Genomic DNA, 22962 nt, shown 5'->3' on the forward strand with positions numbered 1-22962 from the left:
TACCGCCTTAAAAAACTACAGCATATGATTGTTTCTGCCTAATCCTATTTTATTTTTTAAGAATAATTAGGATACTTACGTTTACTTTTTTAGTTCAGATTGCAACTACATCTGGACCAATTTTATCATTTATCCTAAAATATCATGACAGAAACAATTATAAAGAAAAGCTTCTTTTCTAAAATTTTTACCACTTTAAAACAAGCCTTAAAAGGCGACGAATCTTTTGACTATACTTCTGGAAGTATAAAAAAAGCTGTAATTCTACTGGCTATTCCGATGGTTTTGGAAATGATGATGGAATCGGTTTTTGCATTGGTCGATTTGTATTTCGTTGGACATTTAGAACATAGCAGCTTTGCTATTCAGACCGTTGGTTTAACTGAATCGGTATTAACTGTAATTTATTCTCTTGCCATCGGAATGAGTATGGCAGCAACAGCAGTTGTAGCAAGACGTATAGGAGAAAAAGATCCTGTCGCTGCAGCGAAAGCTGGAATGCAAGCGATTATTATTGCTTTTGCAGTTAATAGTTTATTGAGCATTTTCGGAATTATTTATGCCAAAGACATTTTGATTCTAATGGGATCCTCAATAGAATCAGCTGAACATGGTTTCCGATTTACACAAATTATGATTGGTTCAAGTTTGTGTATTATGCTTTTGTTTTTGATAAACGGAATTTTCAGAGGAGCTGGAAATGCAGCAATTGCAATGAAAAGTCTTTGGATCGCCAATATTTGTAATATTATTTTATGTCCGATTTTAATTAATGGTTTCGGATTCATTCCAGCTTTCGGTTTAGTGGGAGCAGCTTTGGCAACGACTATCGGAAGAAGTATAGGCGTTTTTTATCAAGTGTATCATTTGTTTTTTGGAAATGGAGTTTTAAAAATAAAGATTTCCTATTTCGTTCCAGATTTTAAACAGATAAAAGCTTTAGTAAAAATTGCAGCTCCAGGAATTTTACAATTTGTAATTGCATCTTGCAGTTGGATTTTCTTGGCACAATTAGTCGCAACAACAGGAGGCGATCACGGTTCTGCGGGATATCAAACGGCATTAAGAATTATGATGTTTTTCATCCTTCCAGCTTGGGGATTAAGTAATGCTGCAGCAACTTTGGTTGGGCAAAATTTAGGTGCGAAACAAATAGAACGTGCCGAAAAATCGGTTTATACGACTGCAAGATATAATGTGATTTTCATGGCTACGATTATGATTATTACTTTGGGTCTTGGACAGTATATCATTTCGTTTTTCACGAATGACGAACAAGTAAAAACCGTTGCAATTGAAGCATTGCAAATTATGAGCATCGGATTTATTTTTTACGGAATCGGAATGGTTCTCATCAATACTTTCAATGGGGCAGGAGATACTTGGACACCAACAGGAATTAATTTTTTCGGTTTTTGGTTGTTCCAAATTCCATTAGCTTTTGTATTAGCGAAACATTTCAATATGGGACCAACGGGAATTTTCATTGCTATTCCGGTTGCTGAAACCGCAATTACTTTGGCAGGAATTTTTTTCTATAAAAGAGGAAAGTGGAAGAGAGTTCAAGTATAATAAAACATAAAAAAGACCTTCAATATTGAAGGTCTTTTTTATGTTTTAAGCAAATTCGTATCCTGCGTAAACCTGTTCGATTTCTTTCATAATAGCGAATAAATCTTCAGGCGCATCAGTAGTAACTAATTTTTGTTTGAATTCTTTAAACGAATGAATTCCTTTGAAATAATTGGTATAATGGCGACGCATTTCTACAATACCTAAACGTTCGCCTTTCCAATCCATTGACCATTGCAAATGATTTCTAGCCGCTTCAACACGATCAATAACCGTTGGAGCAGGTAAGTGCTCACCCGTTTTAAAATAGTGTTTTATTTCGTTAAAAATCCACGGATAACCAATCGCAGCACGACCAATCATGATACCGTCAATTCCGTATTCGTTTTTATATTTTAATGCTTTTTCTGGACTGTCGATATCGCCATTTCCGAAAATAGGCATTGTAATTCTTGGATTGTTTTTTACACGCGCAATGTGCGACCAGTCAGAATGACCTTTGTACATTTGAGCACGAGTTCTTGCGTGAATCGTTAAAGCTTGAACACCAATATCTTGAAGTCTTTCAGCAACTTCATCAATATTAATCGAGTTTTCATCCCAACCTAAACGCGTTTTTACGGTTACAGGCAAATCAGTTCCTTTGATAACGGCTTGAGTCAAACGAACCATCAAATCAACATCTTTTAAAACTCCAGCTCCAGCACCTTTACAAACTACTTTTTTAACCGGACAACCAAAATTGATATCCACTAAATCAGGTTTTACGGTAGAAACAATTTTAGAAGACATTTCCATTGCTTCTTCATCACCGCCAAAAATCTGAATTCCGACAGGACGTTCATAATCAAAAATATCCAGCTTCATGCGGCTTTTTATAGCATCACGAATTAATCCTTCCGACGAAATAAATTCAGAGTACATCATGTCAGCACCATGCGTTTTGCATAATCTGCGAAACGGCGGATCACTAACATCTTCCATCGGTGCGAGTAATAAAGGAAATTCGGGTAATTCTATGTTGCCAATCTTGACCATCTTCAATATTTTTTGCAAAATTACAACATTTAGTTCAATTCACAGCAAAACAATTAAGAAGCTGAAATTAAACCATATAAGCGATATAAGTTCATTTAAATTGGAACGTAAATATTTTAACACATAGATACATAGAAAATTGCAACTTTAAAAAAAGGCGTTTCACTAATTTAAATTCACATAGTTTTGCGATTCGCATTTACACAAAGTTTTAAATGAACTTATATTACTTATATGGTGAAAATATTTATGGTGTAATTATCGGTAATCAAAAAATCGAATTGGTTTTCGACTCATTGGATTAAAAACGATAGGGTTAAGAATTTCTTTTGAAACCAATTCTATTTTTGGAGTTACTCTCAATTTTGCTCTAAAGTGATCTTTTATTTCCTGTAAAAATTCTGGAGACTGATTTTTTACAGCAATTTTAATTAATATTTCGTCTGTGCCTAAATCGTTCGTTGAAATTTCAATCAAATGATTTTCAATATTATCAAAACTGCTCAAAACATCATTCATCGCAGGCGGATACAATGTTGTTCCTTTATATTTGATCATTTGTTTTTTTCGACCAACAACAGGTCCGACACGTAAAGTATTTCTGCCGCATTCGCAAGGATCGTCATGAAACTGTACAATATCTCCAGTTTTAAAACGCAACAAAGGCATTGCTTCAATTCCTAAAGTGGTAAAAGTCAGCTCACCAGTTTCACCGTTTTTAACAGGCATATTATTTTCATCCAGAACTTCAACAATAATTAATTCTGGATGATGGTGCCCACCTTTTCCATGTTCACATTCTGTAAAAGCAGTACTCATTTCAGTAGAAGCATAAGTCGAAAACAAGTTAATATTCCATTTATCGGTGATTTTTTTCGATAGAATATTCATTGAAAAATCTTGTTCTCTCAAAGATTCTCCAATGCAAATTGCACCTTTTATACTTGAATTATTATAATCGATTCCGTGGATTTCGGCATATTCAATTAATTTCAAAAGGAAAGAAGGGACCGTAATTAAATAACTCGGATTGTATTTTAAAATCGAATCCCATTGCATTTCTGGAATTCCAGCGCCAACACGAATTACACCAACTTTCAATTTTCGAAGACCAAGAAAATAAGCCAAACCAGCCATAAATTTTCTATCAATTGTCGTCATTAATTGTACAACATCGCCTTCTGCAATTCCGGCGCAAGCGAAAGAAATCGCTTCATTATAAGCCAATCGATCTAAGTCAGAATCGGTTAAACCAAAAGTTACAGGATCTCCTAAAGTTCCAGAAGTTGTAGCATAATCGATAATTTTATGCTGTGGAACACACAAGAAATCATCATTATATTGTTGTAAATCCTCTTTGGTTGTAACAGGTAAAAATTGTAAATCTTCCAGTGTTTTAACTTTCGAAATATCAATATTTTGTCCAGCAAAAAGTCTTTTGTAAAACGGAGAATTCTCGCTGATATATTCTAGAAGTTCAACTAATTTTTGTTCTTGAAAAACTTTAATTTCTTCTAAAGAATCTTTTTCTATTGCTGGAATCATTTTAATTTTCTTTTGACTTTTTTTAAATATTTTTCAATTTCTTGTTTCTGAGGAACTGTAGTGACTTCATGACTCAAAGCCTTTTCAAAATTTAGCTTTGCCTGAAGAAATTCCTTTTTTTGGTAAAAGTACAATCCTGTCTTATAATATACAACCCAATAATTCGGGTTTAATGCTTGATAATTCTGAAGAAATTCTGGAGAAACGGTTTCTTTCTTTTCTAAAATAGAATCTAATTTATGATCTTCAATTTTGAACTTTTTAAAATTCTGAAAAGCAACAGTTTCCACAAAAGGATCTTTTGCAATATTCAAATTTTCTTTCTGAAACGATTTTGTTGAATTTTGGCTTTCGCCGAAAATCGAATTCAAATCATAACAAACAAATTCGCCCAATTGAAAAGGATTTGCAGAAACCCAAACCAATTTTTCTTTTGGTTTAAAGATAATTCCGTGATGCGCCAAAAGCTGATTTAAAGCTTTTTCGTTGCCAAAACCTAAAATTTCATTTTTTAAACCGTCTTTATTTCGAAGAATTTCCGAAGCAATTTCAGGATTTACTTTTGGGTTTTCAGACAGCAATTCCTGCATTCTTTCATATCGATATTCAGAATGGCTGTTGGCAATTTGCTCCAGATTTCGTTTGTCTGCTGCAAAAGCTTCGCCTTGAAAATGATTCGAACAAATTAATTGATCACTGTTCGGAACATCGTAAACGTCCATTTTATTTGGTGAAACTTCAATTAAAATGGCTTTGTTATCATTGGCGCTTCCGACCATAATCGATTCAGAAACAAATACTTTTCTTTTTTTTGCGATAGCAATTGCTTCATCTAGATTTTTGGCGTGCTGTAAAATTTCACGAGTTAAAATCGAAATCGGAGTTTTCGCGCTAAGCGGAATTTTAGATTTAGAAGCGTTTATCGTGACAGTCAAACCTTCGAGATTCATTCCAGAAACCGCGCCAATCATTCCAGGCCAAGTCACCATCATAAACGGAAATCCTTCTTTTGGTTTTATGAAGGCAGCTATTTTATTTTCCGCGAAAGCGTCATTCACATAAAAATCAAAATTTCGCGCCAAGATCAAATTTCCATCTTCCGATTTTTCATTCCAAGCGGCAAATGAAGAACAGCCAACCAAAGCCAAATCTTGCAATGCGTGGCCAATATCGTGTGCCGCGTGCAAATACAAACCACGCTGATATTGAGGAGCGATATTGTCAAATTCGTTTGAAGTATATTGAGAAACGCCATAAATCTCCGTTTGATATTCATCAGGAACATTTAAATACAGTTTGCGATTGTACCATTTTAGAAAATGCCGAAGCAGTTTCTGCTGAAATTTTGACGGAATAAGATCTGTAATCTTAGAGAAAAAAATACGTTGCTGTTTATGCAAAAGCGAATCAGTCAAAGCGCCAGTTGAAAGTCCGATTTCTAGTGGATCTCCTTCGACATACAATTCCCAAAGACCTTGTTTATTTTTTAAAAGTGAATTTTTTCCAGAAATGAAAACGCTGTCGGATAATTTCTCAACGACAGGTTTTGTATTGTTAAAAGCTGAAATATCAGGCGTATGTTTTTTTGATTTGGAAGTACCGCAGGAAATCAGCAAGCTTAAAAAACCGATGAGGAAGAGGTAAAAAATTCGGTTTTTCATAATGATTATTCTGATGCTTTTTTAATTTTTCCCAGCAGATATTCTTTTCCTACAATTTCTGAGCAAGTTAAGACCGCTCCAACCGTAACTCCCAAGACACCGTGCATGTTAATACTTTGGCCTGTAAGATAAAGATTTTCTACCTTAGTTTTAGTCGGAATCATCGTTTTCATCGGATTATTTGAATCTTTAACATATCCGTACATATTTCCACCGTCTCCGCCAATATAATCTCGGTACGAAAGTGGAGTAGAAGTATGCACCGATTTGATGCAATCTTTTATTCCAGGAAATTTTTTCTCGATTTCTTCTAAAAACTTTGCAGCTTTTTTGGCTTTGAAATCATCGTAACTTTCGCCTCTTTCGTTTTCTTCAAAAGTGGTGTTGAAGGTGTCTTCCCAAGCCTTAACATCATCATATTTCATGTACGTTAAAAACGTCATTCCGTCTGCCCATTCTTCGTCTTTTTTCGACGGATTCATAGATGCCATAAAAGTTTTCGGCCACGAATTTTCGTCATATTCATACGAAGTCCAAACATCTTCTGGACTTTTAAAATGGTAATAATTATGATTGATGTATTTGAAAGTTTTCGGTTTGAAAACAATGTATAAACTGAAAGCAGAAAGAACACTTTCAAGATTCTGAATTCTATTGAAAAACGGTTTTCTGAAATTTTCCTGACCCGCCATTTTCAAAGTTGTTTTCGGTTCAATATTCGAAATGAAATACGTTCCAGAAACTTCTGTTCCGTCTTTCATTTTAACTGAATTTACCTTTTGATTTTCAACTTCAAATTGCGTTACTTCTTTGTGTTTGAAGAATTCGCCTCCGAATTTTTTAAGCTGTTTCAGAAGCTGTTTCGTAATTTGACTTCCGCCATTTATGCATCGCCACGAACTTTCGATGTATGAATTGACCACTAAGGCATGAACGTAAAATGGCGATTTGTCAGCAATTCCGGCATAAAGAAAATTAGATCCTGCCAAGACCGCTTTTAGTTTCTCATTTTGAGTAAAAGAATCGATCGTTTCTTTCGCGTTAAGCGTTAGAATTTCATCTTCATATTTTCCTTCAGATTCTAGATTGTAAAGTGGAAATGTTTTGCAAACCGCTTTTATTTTTTGGCAATAACTTTCTAGATTTTCTTTTTCTTCAGGAAAAAATTGAGTTAGTTTTTCAATGAAATTTTCGAAACCTTGCGCATGCGGATATTCGGTTTTATCGTCATCAAAAGAAATAATATCAAAACTATTTTCGTCTAATTTTTTTAGATTCAAATGATCCATTATTCCAATATATTTGAAATATTGATGAAGATTTTGGCCTTCGCCTAAACCTCCGATGTAATGAATTCCAGTGTCAAAAATGGTTTTATCTCTTACAAAAGTCTGAAGATTTCCGCCATATTGATTGTTTTTTTCGAGTACACAAACGCTGTAGCCTTCTTTTGCCAGAATAACAGCAGAAACCAATCCGCCTAAACCGCTGCCAATTATGACTACATCGTACTGTTTTTTCATTTATTTTTTCTTTAAAACGATTAAAGCATTTTCTTCAGAAACAATTTCAAAATCCTTTAACTGATTTTTTAAACGAGAACAATTCACTAAAATTATAGAAGAAGTGGTTGAAATTATTTTTTCGATTTCCGCTTCATAACTTTCATCAGAAATTAAAAGGATATCGTAATGATTTTCAATTGCTGATTCTAATTTTTCGAGATAGGTTATTTTTCTCTTTTTGACTAAATAATTCGTTTTGGCAACCAGCAATTTTTCTTCGTCATTTATAAAAGAAACTATTTTTCGTTGTGGTTCCTGCAGCGCCAACAAGACATCCAATTGCCCGTAATCGTTTCCTAAATGAAGCAGTTTTGCTTTTGGCGCAATGTATTTGTTTAGGTTGTAATACGTTTCTAGATTTTGTTTTAAATCTTTTTTGACGCTATTTCCAATTTCGATTTCTTTATAATCGTAACTGTTAATGAGCATGGTTTTGAAATAATCTGGATCTTCGAGTTGTTCGCGAATTTTACGATATTCTCCTTTAAAGAAAGCACTTATTTGTTTAGTTCTTTCCGTATAATTAGTTCCAAATGAAAGATTTTCAGGTGTGATTCTTTCTAAAATTGTAACGGTTAATTTTCCGTGATGAATGACAAAATCGCCTTTCGGAATTAACTCCGAAGCACCATGAATAACAACAGGAAGAATATCTATTTTGAATTCTTCGGCAAGGAAAAAAGCACCTTTATGAAATCTCTTGATAACATTGTTTTCTGATCGCGTTCCTTCTGGAAAAACCATTAACGAATATCCTTCGTTTACTTTTTTGCGTAAATGTTCGACTCCGCCTTCAAGACCTTCAGAAACAGGGTAAAAACCTGCTTTTCTCACAACGCCGCCAAAAATAGGAGAGTTGTAAACCCAGTCGCTTACCAAGAAAATGATTTTTGGACTCAGCATTCCGATGGATAAAATGTCCAGAAATGAAGAATGATTGGCAATAATCACGGCTGGTTTTTCGAAAGTTTCATTGAAATTATTAATGACTTTTTTGCGAATAAACGGATTCGAATACAATACCGATTTCATGAATTTTGAAACCACATATCGGAAAGCTTTCATTTTTGACTTTTTACTAAAAGGCAAAATCGGCATTAGCGTAAAGCTGAAAATTGACATTACAATTCCGCCCAAACCATAATAAGCAAATGAAATTACACCATGAGTGAAAGTTCGCAACTGAAAAGGAGGATTTCCTTTTTTCGGACGATTCGACAAAAAGACTTTGAATAAAATCGGATAGAAAATGAATGTAATAATCAGCGCGGCAAAAACCCCAATTAATGAAACCGATGAAATTGACGTAAGTGCTGGATGTTTGGCAAAAATCATCGCGCCGATTCCTAAAATTGTCGTGATTACCGCCAAAATGATTGACGTTCTATAAATGGCAATTTCGTTGACTCCGTTTGAATATTCTTTTTGTAATGCGCTTGTCATGAAAATACTGAAATCGACTCCATGACCAAAAATTAAAGTGCAGACAATCATGCTGAAAATATTCATTTGAATGCCAAAAACGCTCATAATTCCTGCGGTTACAATTCCCGTTAAAGCAATTGGAATACAGCTGATAATAACCAATTCGATTCTTCGGAAAAAGAAAAATAGAATTAAAATTACAGCGACAAAAGAATAATTTACAAGCGAATTGAAATCGGTTTTTAAAGTGCTGAAAAATGTTTCGTTCATTTGCTGACGATCGATTGCAATCACATTTTCTGTTTTAGAAGTAGATTTTACAAAAGCATCACGCTGTTCTGGAGCGACTTTTACCAAAGAAGAAATCGTATAAAAACCATTTTTCTCTGTGATGAATTCTTGTAGCTGAAGTGCTTTTATTTGAAGATAATCATTTGAAGAAATTGGTTTGAAATCTGAATCTAATTGGTCAAAGAACAAATTATAAGTTGTCGGTTTAAAACCAAGTTTAGCGCCTTCAGCAATTAATTCTGATTTTACGAATTGTTTTTTCTGCGAATTCCAAAATGAATTCCATTTCTCAATTTTTTGAAGTTGTGCTGCCTTGGAAAGTACAATTCCGCCAACCGAACTGAAATTTAGAATTTTATCCTGCTGTTTTTCTGTATTTAAATTTTCGAAAAGAAGACTATTATGCTGCAAAGCTTCTTCCATAGTTTTTCCGTAAGAAGCCACGTAAATCGTTTTGGAAGTTAAGCTCGTGCTTTCTTCCAATTGCTTTTCAGCAGCTTTAATATCTTTTGGGATAAAATTCAGCTGTGACAAATCGTTATTAAAACTAACATCATTATAAGTAAAACAGCAAATAATGGTAATGATAACGCAAAGTCCGATTAAGATTTTATTATTATGAAAAGAAAAATGAGCCATTTTATCGATGACATTTTTCTTGTGTTCTGCCGGATTTTCTTTCGGTTTATATAAATGAGGAATAATCAAAAGCGAGAAAATAGCCGAAGCCATAACGATAACAGCAGCAAAAATTCCGAGATCATTCAGCGCATCCGATTTTACAAAAAGCAAACATAAAAACGCAACGGCAGTTGTAGAACTGCTCATAATCACCGGCATTGTAATGTCTTTGTACAATGTTTTTACATCGCTGTTGTGTTTGTAATGCGTGAGAATATGAATCGAATAATCAATTGTGATTCCCAATAAAATAGAACCAATTCCTAATGAAATAGCTGAAATTTGTTCTCTAACGAAATACAAAAAGGCAACCGCAAACAATCCTCCAAAAACCGTCGGAAGAAAAATAATCAGTGGTATTAAAACTTTTCGATAAAATAAAATCAAGATCAGCATTAAGGTAAACATCGCGATGGATGTCGTCAAAATAATATCTCCTTTAATCTGATTTGCATTTGCAACAGCAATTAAAGCAGAACCAAAATAACTGATCGAAGTTTTTCCTTTAAATTTTTGATTTAAATTTTCTTGAATTGATTTAAGCTTTTCAGCAAAAATGGTATTCTTTTCTGTTTCGCTCGAAGGAATATTCGAAGTGATAAAAAGCAACAATTTCTTTTTATCCTTCGTCATTACAAAACCATTTTCTAGTGTAAAATCGTCGCCAATGTTTAATTGCTGTAATTTTTTTAAAGCAATAAACGAAATCCCAAATGGATCTTGCAGAATAAAATCTTTGGTAATAAATCCAGACGGAGAAATAATCGATTTATAATTTCCTTGAACGGTTGCTGCAATACTATCTTTTTGCAGTTTCTTTTCGATGGCCGCATAATCTTTATCATCTAAAAAAAGAGGAAGATTATTGTAAACAAAATCAATAGTTTCTTGAATGTTTTCTTCGTCAATTTTTCCTTGAATTCCTGTTATATAAGGTTTGCAAGATTTAGAAACGCTGTCTGAAAATACAGTTGCCATTTCTTTTAAATCTTCGGCAGAACCGTTTTTATCCAAACTGAAAATTACGGTAGTTTTATCGGCAAAGTTTAATTGTTTTAAAACTTTGGCAGTAACATCGGTTTTGTCGTTGGTCGGAATAAGTTTGGTAATATCTTCTTCAAACTTTAATCTTGAAGCGAAGAAACCAAAAACAACAAGCATCAAAATAGCCAAAAGAACCGATAGAGATTTTCTTCGGGTTACAAACAAATGAATGGCGTAGAAATATTGATGCATGATAATTTTATTTTTTGCCACAGATTAAAAGATTAGCTTTAGTTTGTCACCCTGAGCGAAGTCGAAGGGCGTTCCAATTGGACGTGGGCTTCGACTTCGCTCAGCCTGACAAAATGGATGTAAAAATCACTTTAATCCTTTTAATCTGTGGCAAACATAACTTAAATATTTTTTTTGTTTTTAGAACTAAAAGCAGTTAAAAGTAAATAACTTATTAAGCCAACTGTTAGTGCAGAAATCGATGCTAAAATAAGACTTCCTACGATATATTGGGTAGCATTTTTTTGAATATCGTCGAGCGTAATCGAACTATCCAAAACCAAAGGCGCATCGGTGGAAACAAAGACACTTCCAATTTTAAGCGAAGCATAAATAATAAACGGAATAAAAGGCGGGAAACTTACGTTTGAAGTAAGATAAGCAATGACTTTGTTCAGCCTGAACAATGCAGCAAAAGTAAAAAGAAGTACAGTTTGCAAGCCCCAAAAAGGCGAAAGTCCGATAAAAATACCTAAAGCGATTGCCGCAGATTTTTTAAAATCAGAATCTTTGCTTTCTAAAATATCTTCTAAAAAGAACCTTTTAAAACCTTTTTTTTTTGCTTTTCTAAAAAAATCTCTCGGTTTTATGTACAGCAAAGCATTGGTTACCAAAACGGTATTCAAAATACTGATTCGGGTAAAATCTTGAAACGGACGGAAATGCGAAACTCTTTCTGCAGGATCATACAAAACCTGAATCGGAATATTTTTAACAACAATTCCTTTCCATGCAGCGCGCACAATAACCTCGATTTCAAATTCAAATTTATTGGTGTAAAAACGTTTTGGCAACAATCGAAGCGGGTATAATCTAAATCCAGATTGTGTGTCGTCTAGTTTAATTCCAGTTTCAAACTTGAACCAAAAGTTCGAAAATTTGTTTCCAAAACTACTTTTCTTCGGAACATTTTCCTGAGTCATATTTCGGCTTCCAATCAAAAGGGTGTTTGGTTCTTCTTGAATTGCTTCTAAGAAAACAGGAATATCAGTTGCAAAATGCTGTCCGTCAGAATCGATTGTAATGGCATATTCAAAATTCAATTCAAGCGCTTTTCTAAATCCGTTTCTCAGCGCTCTTCCTTTTCCTAAATTTTTAGGATGATGAATTTGAGTCAGTTGCGAATACGATTTTAAAATTTCGCTTGTAGAATCGGTTGAACCGTCATTGACAATAATGACATTTGTGGTGAAATCTAAAATAGAATCCAGTACTTTTTTCAGTGTTTTTTGATTATTGTACGTAGGCACAATAACGCAAAAGTTAGTCGAACTAAGTAATTCCTGCTGTGATTTCATGTGGTATTTTTTGAGCTTATTTTACAAATTGCTTCTCTTTTTCAGAGAAACTTTTAGATTGCAAAACAAAATCTTTAAGATAGTCTTTCAAAGCGGCACCTTGCGCTGCATAATATGCTGTGATGAATTTTTTATCTTCTTTAATATTTTTCTTGTAGCCCGTAATTGCAGGAACATCTTCTTGAACGCTTAGTCGGATCATTCGCATTTCGATATTGCTTGGATCACTTTTTATTGTTGCTTCAAGCAATTTTGCACCTTCTTTAAAACGTTCCATTTTCTGGCCTAATTTCTTTTCAAATTTAGAATCTACTAAAATAGAAGCGGCTTTGTAAGCCACTAAAATTTTATCGTCATTATTAGAAACGCCAGCGAGTTTTTCTACAAAATCTTTGGCATTTGTTTCTGATTTTGCCACATCAGAATACATTTTGCGGATCGAAGCCAAATCTGGAGCGCCAGCAAAACTAACCCATAAAAATAATGTCAGTAAGAGTTTCATAATTATATTTTTTTGTACACCGTGCTCAGTTTAAGAGCAGTAGTGTCGTTAAAGTAAGTCGTGTTTTTCACTTTTACCAAACCGTCTTCAGTTGTTGTAACATCAAGTTCCAATCTTAATTCTGGTGTAACTTCTGGATTAATTAGAGCCATGAATTTTACATTTGCTAAAGACTGAATCATTAGCGAACTTTTTGAAATAGATTCTGTTAATTCTTTAATTATCTGAATCATACAAACACCAGGCATAATAGGATTTCCAGGAAAATGCCCTTTAAAAACCTCATGTTTTGCGTTTACAAAAATTGTAATTGTATATTTTGAATCGGATGTTTTTTCTTCCGATAGTATTTTATAAAAATCTTGTAAAATCATATTTTTTATTTTGTCTTGAAAGTATAGCTAATACCGATCTGAAAAACTTGATTCAAAATCACATCATCGTAATAATAATCATTATCATTATGATATCCATTATAGCCATAAATATCAACTAATCCCTGCTTAATTCTCGCTTCAAAAGTCAGTCCGTTTGGTAATGAGTAACCAATACCGCCAACTAATGCCAAGTCAAAATCTTCTGGATCAGAATTGATGTAGTTATCACTAACTTTTAAATCTAATGACGGTCCTGCCAAAAGATGAAAACCACCACCACCAAAGTTAAATTTAGCAACTGCTCCGAGCGTTATATAATTCAATTCGTAATTTATAGAATGGTAACGGCCATCTTCAAAGTATCTTCCTTCATCACCTTGTCTTGAATAGGTTATCTCAGGTTGTACAGAGAAAAATTTATTGAATTTAATATTTACTAATCCACCAACATAAAAATCTGTTTTCGAACTGTTGTCATCAACATTTGATAATGTTGATATATTCAAACCTCCTCTAAGTCCAGGGCTAGCTTTAACCTGAGCATTTGCTTGGATTCCGATAAATAAAACAAATGCAAGTACAGCAAATTTTCTCATTTCTAATTGATTTAAAGTTTATGGTTAGTTTAATTTTCTATTCTGATTTCAGCTGTTGCAAATCGATTTTCAGCTTAATATTTTGATGAATTATTTGAATCTTCTCAGCAAAAATATTGTTTTCTGAATTGAAAAGCAGTGTAAATTTTTCTTTTGTTTTGGATGAATGAACGATCTTTTCTAATTTCTGATCTTTTTTGGAGATAAAAATATAATTGTCGCGTTTGCCGTCTGCCGATTTATAAATGTCAGCAGATTCATTTTCAAATTGTTCTTGAATCTGATATTCTTTCTTTAAAAGCAATCTGAAATCTTCTTTTAAAGTATTGATCAATATTTTTCGATCTAATTCTGAAACAATAGAGTTGACTTTAAAATCAGTTTCTGAGATTTCAAAATCCATTAATTTATTTCCAAATTCAGTTGTAAAAACCACTCGATGCGTGGTATCGTTTATTTTCTTGGCAATGAAAATTCCAGACAATTCATTTCCGTAAACGCTGATATTGGTTTTATAAACATAATCAGCTTTTGAATCTGTGAAATACGGAACGGTGTAAGACGTTTTGTCTAATTTTTTAGGCGTATAATTTTTTGTGACCGAGCCGCAAGAAATGAAAACAATTGCCAAAAAGCAATTAATTAGTAAAAACTGAATCGTCGATTTTTGCATTGATCACTTTATTTTTAAGTACAATTCGGGTATAATCTTCAGATGATTCTAACAATTTTACCTGAACAACTGTTGCTTCTTCTTTGTCAAAAGTAAGTTCGATTTGTTTGATGTATTTTTTCAGCGTCGCATCTTTCGGAATAAATTTCGCCAGATTCTGACCTTTCAATTTAAAATACGAAATCGTAAATTCTTTGTCATCAAACATATTGCCGCTCACACTTCCCACAATTAATTTATTGATTCGGGCGAATATTTTACTGTTTCCAATATCAACAGCACTTTTCTTTCCTTCGTCATTAATCAGGATTTTTCCGTTTTTGAAAGTAATGCTGTAATTATATGGTTTCTTGTATTGCCATTGCAAAAGAGCAGGTTCTTTAAAAATCATTTTCCCTGAAGTTTCAATGTCTTTCGATAAAAAATCCAAATGTTTGTACTGAACAAAATCAGTAGTCAAGGTTTTGATTTTTTTGGCCACTACATTTACATCTTCTTTAAATTGAGTGATTTCTGCAGCAGTCATTTTTTGCTCTTGTGCAGACAAACTCAAATTAAAAATGGTGAATGTAAATAAGAATAGAAATATTTTAGTTCGCATAAGCTTTAAGATTCAAAAGTTCTTCAATCGAAACGACTTGGTAATTATTTTGCTGTAAAAATTGCAAAAACTGTTCCAGTACCAAAACAGAATGTGTTCCTGTATCATGCAAAAGTACGATTCCGCCGGGAGAAATGTGCTTAATCATTCGGTTTAAAATCAATTCCTGATTTTTTGTTCCTCCGTCAAGCGAACGAATATTCCATCCGATTACTTTATGTCCCGTTACTTTCAAAGCTCTTCGAATTGAAGGCGTCGTAACTCCATAAGGCGGACGAAAAAAGTTGCTTTTTTTGGAAATGAATTTTTCCAAAAGTTCATCTGTTTTCTGAAGTTCATCAGTTATTTTATCTTCATTATAAAAATCAAAAAACTTAGAATGAGAATAAGAATGATTTCCAACTAAATGACCTTCAGAAATAACCTTTTGAAAAATTTCAGGATGCGCTTCGATATTTTTTCCAATGCAGAAAAAAGTGGCTTTGGCATTGTACTTTTTCAGAAGTTCTAAAACTTCCAAAGTATAAATGCTTGGACCGTCATCAAAAGTAAGCGCGATTTTTTTTTCTGTTTCCAACGGATTATTGCAGAACGCTTTTACATGATAATTGGAAGAAATTCTAGCTGAACCAAAAGCATTTATCCCAATCCAGATAAAAATTATAGCAAAAAATAACCACAAATTTATTGCAGTATAAAGATTCAGAAGAAATATTAAAAGCAATAAAAAGATAAAAAACAGCGATATGTTTTTATGCGTTATCATTTTGACAGCAGCGTAAAACTATGGTTTTTTCCGTTTAATTGATTGTATAATAAAATCGTTTTATAGCTTGGTTTTTCGACAGTATTTACTTTTACAATTTCTGGAATTTCCTGTGTTTTTAAAATTTTGGATGCCATCCAAAATGCAAAAGCCGAAGCCGTATCATATTCCCCACTTAAATGTTTATAATATAAAATTGGAGTTTGAGCGAAAGTATTTTCAGCTAGATTTTTATAATAATTTTCAAAATTGACATTTCCATCAAAACCTAAAATCAAGGCATCAATATCTGAAATTTCTAAATTATTTGATTTTAGAAATGATTTAGTCGCAGCTTCAATTTCGTTTTCTTCCAATGTATTAATGATCGAAACATCTAAAATTTCAGCATACGTATTTTCTTTTCTTTCGTTTTCTAAAACAAAAAAACTAGCGCCTTCTCCATAAACTGCTCCGCTTGTATCTGAAGTCAGAACGTCGTACGGACCAGAATTATCTTTTTTAATACGGCCGTTCAGTTTGAAAAGGGCAGTAGTATAATCGCCGTTTTCATCAACTCCACCAACTAAAATTGAATTGGCTTCCTCTTCTTCAATCTGCATTTTAGCATCAATAAGAGCCGATTCAAAAGAAACTGCGCCATTCACGTAAGTGAAATTGTAACCTTTACATTGCTGTAAAAGTGCAATTTGCGCACCAACCGTATTATGCGTTGATTGAATAAAAGAAGTTGGAGTTAAAAACTCTTCGTTATTATCTAAAATGCTTTTCAGGAATTTTTCAGAATCTTCGATACAGCCTAAACCAGTTCCGGTAATAATCGCATCGACGTTTTCTAAATTGGCATCTTTCATGGCCAAAGCCGAAGCAACAATTCCGTTTTTTACACCTTTTGCCATGCGTCGGCTGGCAGCTGGCGAAATATATTCTTTGTATACTGGCGGAACAATTGCCAGTACATTTTCGTCATGATTTACAACAGCTTCTTCCAAAAAAACAGTATCAAATGTTTTTTGAGTCGAAATACAGCCTACTCCATTTATATATGTTTTCTTCATTAGCTTTTTGAAAATATAAGAGTTGAACAATTTCCTCCAAAACCAAAAGAGTTGGATAAAACGTGTTCGATATTTTTGTTTTTTAGAGAGGTCTGCGGTTTCAAATCAAATTCTTCCATCGGAATGTCAAAATTCAAGTTCGGATAAACCACATTATTTTGAATAGCTAAAACACTGTAAACAGCTTCAATCGCAGCCGCCGCCGCTAATGTATGTCCTGTAAAAGGTTTTGTAGAACTGAAATCTGGAACTTTTTCATCTTCATAAATTCGAAGCAAAGCTCTTCCTTCAGATAAATCGTTATTTGGCGTTGCTGTTCCGTGTACGTTGATGTAGTCAATTTCAGAAGGCTTTAAACCCGAAACTTCAAACGCTTTTTTCATTGCCAAAAATGCTCCGTCTCCATTTTCTGAAGAAGCAGTTTGATGAAAAGCATCGTTTGCATTTCCGTAACCAGAAACTCTTGCCAAAACTTTTTTGTTTTGTTTCGCAACAATTTCATCCGATTCTAAAACTAAAAAAGCAGCTGCTTCGCCAAGATTTAGTCCTTTTCTAGTATTGTCAAAAGGTTTGTTATAATCGTCTGATAAAATCATCAAAGTCTTAAATCCGTTGATGGTGAATTTAGCCAAAGCATCGGCACCGCCCACAATTACGCGATCTAATTTTCCCGTTTTGATTAATCTCGCGCCCAACATAATCGAATTCGCAGCAGAAGAACAAGCCGTACTAATCGTCGTAACCATTCCTTTTAAACCTAATTCTTCAGCAATTTTTTCAGCAACATCGCCGCCGTCGTGGCAAGTGATGTATTTAACCAATTCTGGTTTTTCGAAATAATCGTAATAATGTCTTTCCGTCATATCCATTCCGCCCACGCTTGTAGCAGAGATAAGTCCGGTTCTAAATTCATTTATATCGGTAATGCCGGCATTTTCAACAGCTTGTTTTGCTGCCAAAGTGCCAATCATAGCAGTTCTTGAGAAATTATTATCATCGTTCAACTGCAATTCATTGATGAGCTCTTCGTTGGTTTTATTTATTTCGCCAACTTTGATTACATCTGCGTGAACAGTAGATATATTTTGAATACGAGAAATACCGATTTTGTTTTCGATCAACGAAATATAATTTTCCTCAACCGAATTACCAATCGCAGAGATAATTCCCATTCCCGTTATAGCAACACCTTTCATCTAATTTTAGATTTATGATTTTACATTGTAGATTTGAACTTTGTCAAAGTTTCAAACTTTGACAAAGTTGATATATTTAAAGATTTTAGATTTTAAGTTTCAGTAGAAATCTAAAATCTGCAATCTAAAATCTACAATTATTTAGTTCTGTTAGCGCTGATATACGCTGCCATAGTTTCGATTGACTGGAAAATAGTTTTTCCTTCTTTCGGATCAACCAATTTAATTCCGTAATCTTTATCTAAAATCACGATCAATTCAAGTGCATCAATCGAGTCTAAACCTAAACCGTCTCCAAACAAAGCATCGTTATCTGCAATATCTTCAACTGCAATATCTTCAAGGTTTAAAGTCGTTATGATTTTATTTTTTAATTCTTCTTTTAATGCTTCCATGATTATTTATTATATAATGTATTGATAGTTTCGTTTGTATATTTCTCGTTTTCTTCTTTATTAATTGTAAAAAGAAAAGCTTTATAATTGTCATTGTAAAATTCTACCCAACCGCACAGAACTGAATCTGCTTTATTTGTGTTTAACAAAATCTCTGAATAGTTCAACAAAAATTCAGAATTGAAAGCATCAAATATAAAAAAAGAATTCTCACTTTTCAGCTGATGGCGTATACTTATTTCGCCCAAACAAATATTTGGCAGCGTATAAACAAAGACCGCCGGACTCGGAAAATAGTTTTCTTTGTCTGAAATAGATTCCTGATATTTTACATCGGTATCTAAACTCGAAGATTTATTCGCCAAAACCAAAGCGATATTATTTTCTTTTTCGTCTGAAGTTATCGGACTCAAAAGCAGTTCTGACCCTAAAAAAGCCAGTTTGCTCAAAGCATCCATTTTGAAAAACTTTGGATATTGAATTTCAAAATTTCGGTACGCTTGTTTGGCAAAATCTGCAAAATCGGTTGGTTCAATTTTGAATACAGAAGTTCCGTTCAAAACAATTTCGTTGTTTTCGATTTTGATGTAGGATTGTATGTTGGTTTTGTTTTGAGTCATTTTATTTGTATTATACAGACAAAAAATACTAATCGTAAATGATTAAATCATCTAATATAGTATCAATTAATTTAGAGTTAACTTTAAACTCATCATAATTAATTATTTCGTTTAACAAATGATATAATTCGATTGACTTTTCACCATAAAGATTAATTAGATATTCTCTCGGAAATTCGTCTTCATTAAAAGCTAAATTTTTATGTTTATCATAAATGGATATTCTTGCAAAAAAGTGAACAAGATTATAAACTTGTTTATTTGGTAATACATCATTAAGATTCTGTTCTCTAAAATTTAATGCAGATTCTTTTAAATCTAGATTTTGATCACCTAATTCTTGTTGAAGTCTTTCTAAACCAATTTTTTTAGCGTTAAATTCTGTCCAAAAAAAGAAATTGTCATATTCAGCATTTCCATTATATACATTTCCTAATTCATTAAAGTGATTAATATAATCAATAACATGAACTAGTTCATGAGTAAGAGTACTAAAATATTGCTTAGAATTAAAAATATCTTTTCGAAGTAGAATAATAAATTTATAAAAATCTTGATCTATTGGTAAGATAGTCGAACCGGCACATTCTTGAAGCGCATTTTCAAGAATGAAATTTTTAGTTTTTTGAGTTGAATATTTTATCGTTTCAGCCTTAATATCTTCTGAAATTATTATTTCAATTTTTTTACCTTTAATCAGGTCTAAGTTTTTGATAGAAAAGAAATCGAAAATTAAATTTTCAATCTTTGATTTTATTTCATCATTATCTGTGCTTATGTAAATATTCAATTTAGTTGATTCCTCTTGAATTTTTGTAGTGAAAAAATTTGATATTATTTTATATATTTTCATTCAAAGTAATAAATAAAGTTTTACTTCACTTTCTCAAAAACCACAGCCGTATTACAACCTCCAAAACCAGAAGCCGTTTTCAAAAAATAATCAATCTCTTTTTCTTGATTTTTTTCAATCACATTAATAGTTTCGCTTACACCAATTTCATCAAAACCTTTTGATTCAAAAAGCTTATTTTGGTTGGCGGATTCTATAGCAATTACTGTTTCTAATAATCCCGAAGCACCTAATGTATGACCGTAAAATCCTTTTAAACTATTAATGGGAACGTTTTGTAAATCTAAACGATTTAAAGCAATCGCTTCCATTTCGTCGTTGAAAGGTGTTGCGGTTCCGTGAGCTGAAATATAGTCTAATTTGTTTGCTTCAATTTGAGCTTCTTTCAAAGCATTCTGAATACTTCTAAACAAACCTTCGCCTGTTCTTGATGGACCCGAAATATGATTCGCATCGTTAATTGAACTGTCTCCAATCACTTTTATTTTGGCATTTTTAGCTTCCGCCGAAACTAAAACGGCTGCAGTTGCTTCACCTAAACTTACACCAGTTCTGTTTTTAGAATACGGTTTGCAAGGCAGTTCGCTCATCGCTTGAAAAGCATTAAAACCAGACAAAACAAATTCTGAAACTTCGTCTCCAGCTACGACAAAAATATTATCGTAAAGCTCAGATTGAATCATTCTTTTGGCAACAGAAACGGCTAAAATTCCAGAAACGCAAGCATTTGAAACTACAATTGGTTGTGTTTGAATTCCGAAGAAATCGGAAACGTTTTTTGCCAAAACATCTAAATGTGCGTTGTTAAAACTTTCTTCAGAATTGTCTTTTAAAGCTGTTACATTTCCTTTTGTGGTAGAAAGTATAAAAGCTGTTTTTGAATTTAATTCGACTTTAGAATTTTTGATAATCGGCTCTAAAGCGAGAATCATCATTTTTTCTAAACGGGAATACTTGGTTTCAGTGCTAATTTTTGCAAAAGCACTATTTATTTTTTCATCGCTGATTATAGATGCATAAAATGGATTTGGCATCAAAGAAATATCACTATGAAGCTGAATTCCAGAATCGCCATTAAGAATCGCTTCAATATTCGACTGAACATCAAAACCTAAAGGCGTGATACAATTCGTTTCGTTGATGTATATTTCTCTTATCATTTTATGATTTTATTTCTCCTGCAAGGTTTTCAAAACCTTGTAGGTCTCTTTGATTTCGTTTTATTGATTTATTTAGAAATTATACCTACAAGGTTTTGAATACCTTGCAGGAAAACGTGTTATTTCAACAACCCAACTTTTCGTTTCCATTCCTCATAAAAAGGAGGATTCGTTAGCATTAAATTTCCTGATGCATCTAAAAAAACCTGAGTTGTTTCGCCTGTGCAGGCAACTTCTCCTTTGTCATCAATAATTTTAAAACGGTAAATCATTTTGGCTGCTGGAGTATCAACAACGGTTGTTTCTATTGTGACAACATCTCCGTAGCGCAAAGACAATTTATGTTCGCAAGTCGATTTTACAATTGGCGTGGTGTAACCCGTTTTGGCAATATCCAAATAAGTAAGTCCGTGTTGGCGCCCAAACGCTTCTCGTCCATCTTCAAAATACGTGATATAATTGCCGTGCCAAACAATTCCAAGCGGATCTGTTTCGTTAAAACGAATCCTAATTTCATGTGTAACGGTTAGATCTGTAGCTTCTTTAAACTGCTCTTTTCTTTTTATCATAAAATAATGCGATGGAAGTTGTAATAATGAAAAACAAAAATAACAAAGTTATTCTTGGAATGATTTCGACGAAAGAAACCTTTCGAAGCAATACATCGTAAAACGCTTCTAATCCCCAGTTCATTGGAGAAGATTTTGCGATATATTGCATGATTTTTGGCATGGCAAAAACAGGAACCCAAACACCTCCAATTGCAGCTAAAATAATCACACTTGTTGCGCCAAAAGGAGCAGATTGTTCTTGCGTGCTTGCGACAGTTCCTAATAAAATTCCGAAGCCGATTGCTGCAAAACCTGAAAATAAGGCCACAACACTGGTCAAAAAGAAATGTCCTTCGATATTTAAAGAAGGCAATCCAATTGATGGAAATAAGAAAACGGCAACGGCAACCATCATATAAAACTGAATCATACAAATGATCGAGTAGGTGATGGTTTTGCCAATAATCACAATTAAATTGGAAACAGGATTGGTTCTTAATCGAACAAAAGTTCCTTGTGATTTTTCTTTTACAATATTGATTGATAACGGAATAACAATAAAAAAGATCGCAAAAAGTGTCCAAGCCGGAACGTTATGCTGAGCCGAATTCGGTCGAACTTCTTTGTTGTTGACTCTCGGAATTATTTCTTTGAAAGTAATAAAGTTTTTTTGCTCAAAATCGATTGTTTCTTCGCCTAATTGTTTTTGAAAAGTCGAATAAATCGATTTGGTTTCAATCTGCGAAATCATTTTATCGATCGAACTCATCACAGCATTTTTAAAACTCATTTGAACCGCTGGATCAAAATACAGTTTTACTTCTTTTTCTTTAATGACACGTTGAGGTTCGGCAGTTGTAGTGCTATCTGTCAAACCTAAATTGCTGACGATTTTCTCTACATTCTGCTCGACTTTAATTTGTAAATCAGAACTTAGATTTTCTGGAATTACAATTGCCAATTGAAATTTTCCTTTGTACACATTTTCTTTGGCAATTTCTTCCGTGATCGGTCTATTGTCAATTTGCATTACAACGGTAAAATATTTGCTTTTTTCTAAATTTTCAAAAACGGTTTTAGAAACAGATCCTTTGTCTTTATCGACCAAAAGAATCTGAATTTTTGAATCGGTTACCGCTTTAAAAGTGCTGTCTTGAATTAAGGTTACGGCAATTACCAAAACCAATGGCATGACAAATAAAATAACCAGTCCGCCTAAATCTCTTCTTAGCAAAAGGAATTCTTTTACTATCGACATCCAAA

Annotated in this window: 21 protein-coding genes; 1 reads left to right on the forward strand and 20 read right to left on the reverse strand. The window is 33.2% G+C overall.

Translation table 11 applies throughout. From position 1 onward, the window contains the following. Positions 1-144: 144 nt before the first annotated feature. A complete protein-coding gene (locus tag QLQ96_RS05310) occupies positions 145-1572 on the forward strand; it encodes an MATE family efflux transporter (RefSeq protein WP_482495290.1) in 1428 nt (475 codons plus the stop codon). Between the two features lie 45 nt (positions 1573-1617). Here QLQ96_RS05310 and dusB read toward each other — a convergent pair whose 3' ends face one another. The 20 genes from dusB to QLQ96_RS05410 all read right to left on the reverse strand — a co-directional run bounded on the left by dusB (position 1618) and on the right by QLQ96_RS05410 (position 22957). After that, positions 1618-2610 (reverse strand): tRNA dihydrouridine synthase DusB, encoded by a 993-nt coding sequence (gene dusB, locus QLQ96_RS05315; protein ID WP_482495292.1) that lies wholly within the window; start codon positions 2608-2610, stop codon positions 1618-1620. Between the two features lie 258 nt (positions 2611-2868). Further along, positions 2869-4155, reverse strand: a complete 1287-nt coding sequence (gene flxY, locus QLQ96_RS05320; protein ID WP_482495294.1) for a flexirubin biosynthesis putative acyl-CoA ligase FlxY — start codon at positions 4153-4155, stop codon at positions 2869-2871. After that, a complete protein-coding gene (locus QLQ96_RS05325; RefSeq protein ID WP_482495296.1) occupies positions 4152-5816 on the reverse strand; it encodes a C45 family autoproteolytic acyltransferase/hydrolase in 1665 nt (554 codons plus the stop codon). Before QLQ96_RS05325 ends, flxY begins: the two co-directional genes overlap by 4 nt. A gap of 5 nt (positions 5817-5821) precedes the next feature. Continuing rightward, positions 5822-7339: a phytoene desaturase family protein gene (locus QLQ96_RS05330; protein ID WP_482495298.1), complete on the reverse strand. Its 1518-nt coding sequence runs from the start codon at positions 7337-7339 to the stop codon at positions 5822-5824. Continuing rightward, positions 7340-11014, reverse strand: a complete 3675-nt coding sequence (locus tag QLQ96_RS05335) for a 1-acyl-sn-glycerol-3-phosphate acyltransferase (protein ID WP_482496920.1) — start codon at positions 11012-11014, stop codon at positions 7340-7342. 161 nt (positions 11015-11175) lie between these two features. Next, positions 11176-12351 carry a DUF2062 domain-containing protein gene (locus QLQ96_RS05340; RefSeq protein WP_482495300.1) on the reverse strand — a complete coding sequence of 392 codons (1176 nt, stop codon included), beginning with the start codon at positions 12349-12351 and terminating at the stop codon, positions 11176-11178. A gap of 16 nt (positions 12352-12367) precedes the next feature. Beyond that, a complete protein-coding gene (locus QLQ96_RS05345; RefSeq protein ID WP_482495302.1) occupies positions 12368-12853 on the reverse strand; it encodes a hypothetical protein in 486 nt (161 codons plus the stop codon). 2 nt (positions 12854-12855) lie between these two features. Beyond that, positions 12856-13227, reverse strand: coding sequence for an ApeI family dehydratase (locus tag QLQ96_RS05350; RefSeq protein ID WP_482495304.1), 372 nt, complete (start codon positions 13225-13227; stop codon positions 12856-12858). A gap of 5 nt (positions 13228-13232) precedes the next feature. Further along, complete coding sequence (locus QLQ96_RS05355) at positions 13233-13826, reverse strand: porin family protein (RefSeq protein ID WP_482495306.1); 594 nt, start codon at positions 13824-13826, stop codon at positions 13233-13235. A 37-nt stretch (positions 13827-13863) separates the two neighbouring features. Beyond that, positions 13864-14499: a flexirubin biosynthesis protein LolB2 gene (gene lolB2, locus QLQ96_RS05360; RefSeq protein WP_482495308.1), complete on the reverse strand. Its 636-nt coding sequence runs from the start codon at positions 14497-14499 to the stop codon at positions 13864-13866. Continuing rightward, complete coding sequence (lolA2, locus tag QLQ96_RS05365; RefSeq protein WP_482495310.1) at positions 14465-15100, reverse strand: flexirubin biosynthesis/transport protein LolA2; 636 nt, start codon at positions 15098-15100, stop codon at positions 14465-14467. The genes lolB2 and lolA2 overlap by 35 nt, the downstream gene beginning before the upstream one ends. Then, a complete protein-coding gene (locus tag QLQ96_RS05370) occupies positions 15090-15782 on the reverse strand; it encodes a polysaccharide deacetylase family protein (protein ID WP_482495312.1) in 693 nt (230 codons plus the stop codon). The genes lolA2 and QLQ96_RS05370 overlap by 11 nt, the downstream gene beginning before the upstream one ends. A gap of 80 nt (positions 15783-15862) precedes the next feature. Beyond that, positions 15863-16924 (reverse strand): beta-ketoacyl synthase N-terminal-like domain-containing protein, encoded by a 1062-nt coding sequence (locus QLQ96_RS05375; RefSeq protein ID WP_482495314.1) that lies wholly within the window; start codon positions 16922-16924, stop codon positions 15863-15865. Further along, a complete protein-coding gene (locus tag QLQ96_RS05380) occupies positions 16924-18120 on the reverse strand; it encodes a beta-ketoacyl-[acyl-carrier-protein] synthase family protein (protein WP_379700463.1) in 1197 nt (398 codons plus the stop codon). The genes QLQ96_RS05375 and QLQ96_RS05380 overlap by 1 nt, the downstream gene beginning before the upstream one ends. A gap of 137 nt (positions 18121-18257) precedes the next feature. After that, positions 18258-18515 (reverse strand): phosphopantetheine-binding protein, encoded by a 258-nt coding sequence (locus QLQ96_RS05385; RefSeq protein ID WP_482495315.1) that lies wholly within the window; start codon positions 18513-18515, stop codon positions 18258-18260. A 2-nt stretch (positions 18516-18517) separates the two neighbouring features. Next, the gene (locus QLQ96_RS05390) at positions 18518-19135 is read right to left on the reverse strand and encodes a 3-oxoacyl-ACP synthase (RefSeq protein WP_482495317.1); all 618 of its coding nucleotides are present in this window, start codon (positions 19133-19135) and stop codon (positions 18518-18520) included. Positions 19136-19163: 28 nt separating this feature from the next. Continuing rightward, on the reverse strand, positions 19164-19988 hold the full coding sequence (locus QLQ96_RS05395) for a hypothetical protein (protein WP_482495319.1): 825 nt from the start codon (positions 19986-19988) through the stop codon (positions 19164-19166). 20 nt (positions 19989-20008) lie between these two features. Next, positions 20009-21148: a beta-ketoacyl synthase N-terminal-like domain-containing protein gene (locus QLQ96_RS05400; protein WP_482495321.1), complete on the reverse strand. Its 1140-nt coding sequence runs from the start codon at positions 21146-21148 to the stop codon at positions 20009-20011. Positions 21149-21267: 119 nt separating this feature from the next. After that, positions 21268-21717 (reverse strand): acyl-CoA thioesterase, encoded by a 450-nt coding sequence (locus QLQ96_RS05405; RefSeq protein ID WP_482495323.1) that lies wholly within the window; start codon positions 21715-21717, stop codon positions 21268-21270. Beyond that, positions 21692-22957: an ABC transporter permease gene (locus QLQ96_RS05410; protein ID WP_482495325.1), complete on the reverse strand. Its 1266-nt coding sequence runs from the start codon at positions 22955-22957 to the stop codon at positions 21692-21694. The genes QLQ96_RS05405 and QLQ96_RS05410 overlap by 26 nt, the downstream gene beginning before the upstream one ends. Between the last annotated feature and the right edge of the window lie 5 nt (positions 22958-22962).

Source organism: Flavobacterium sp. B167r (assembly GCF_056824315.1).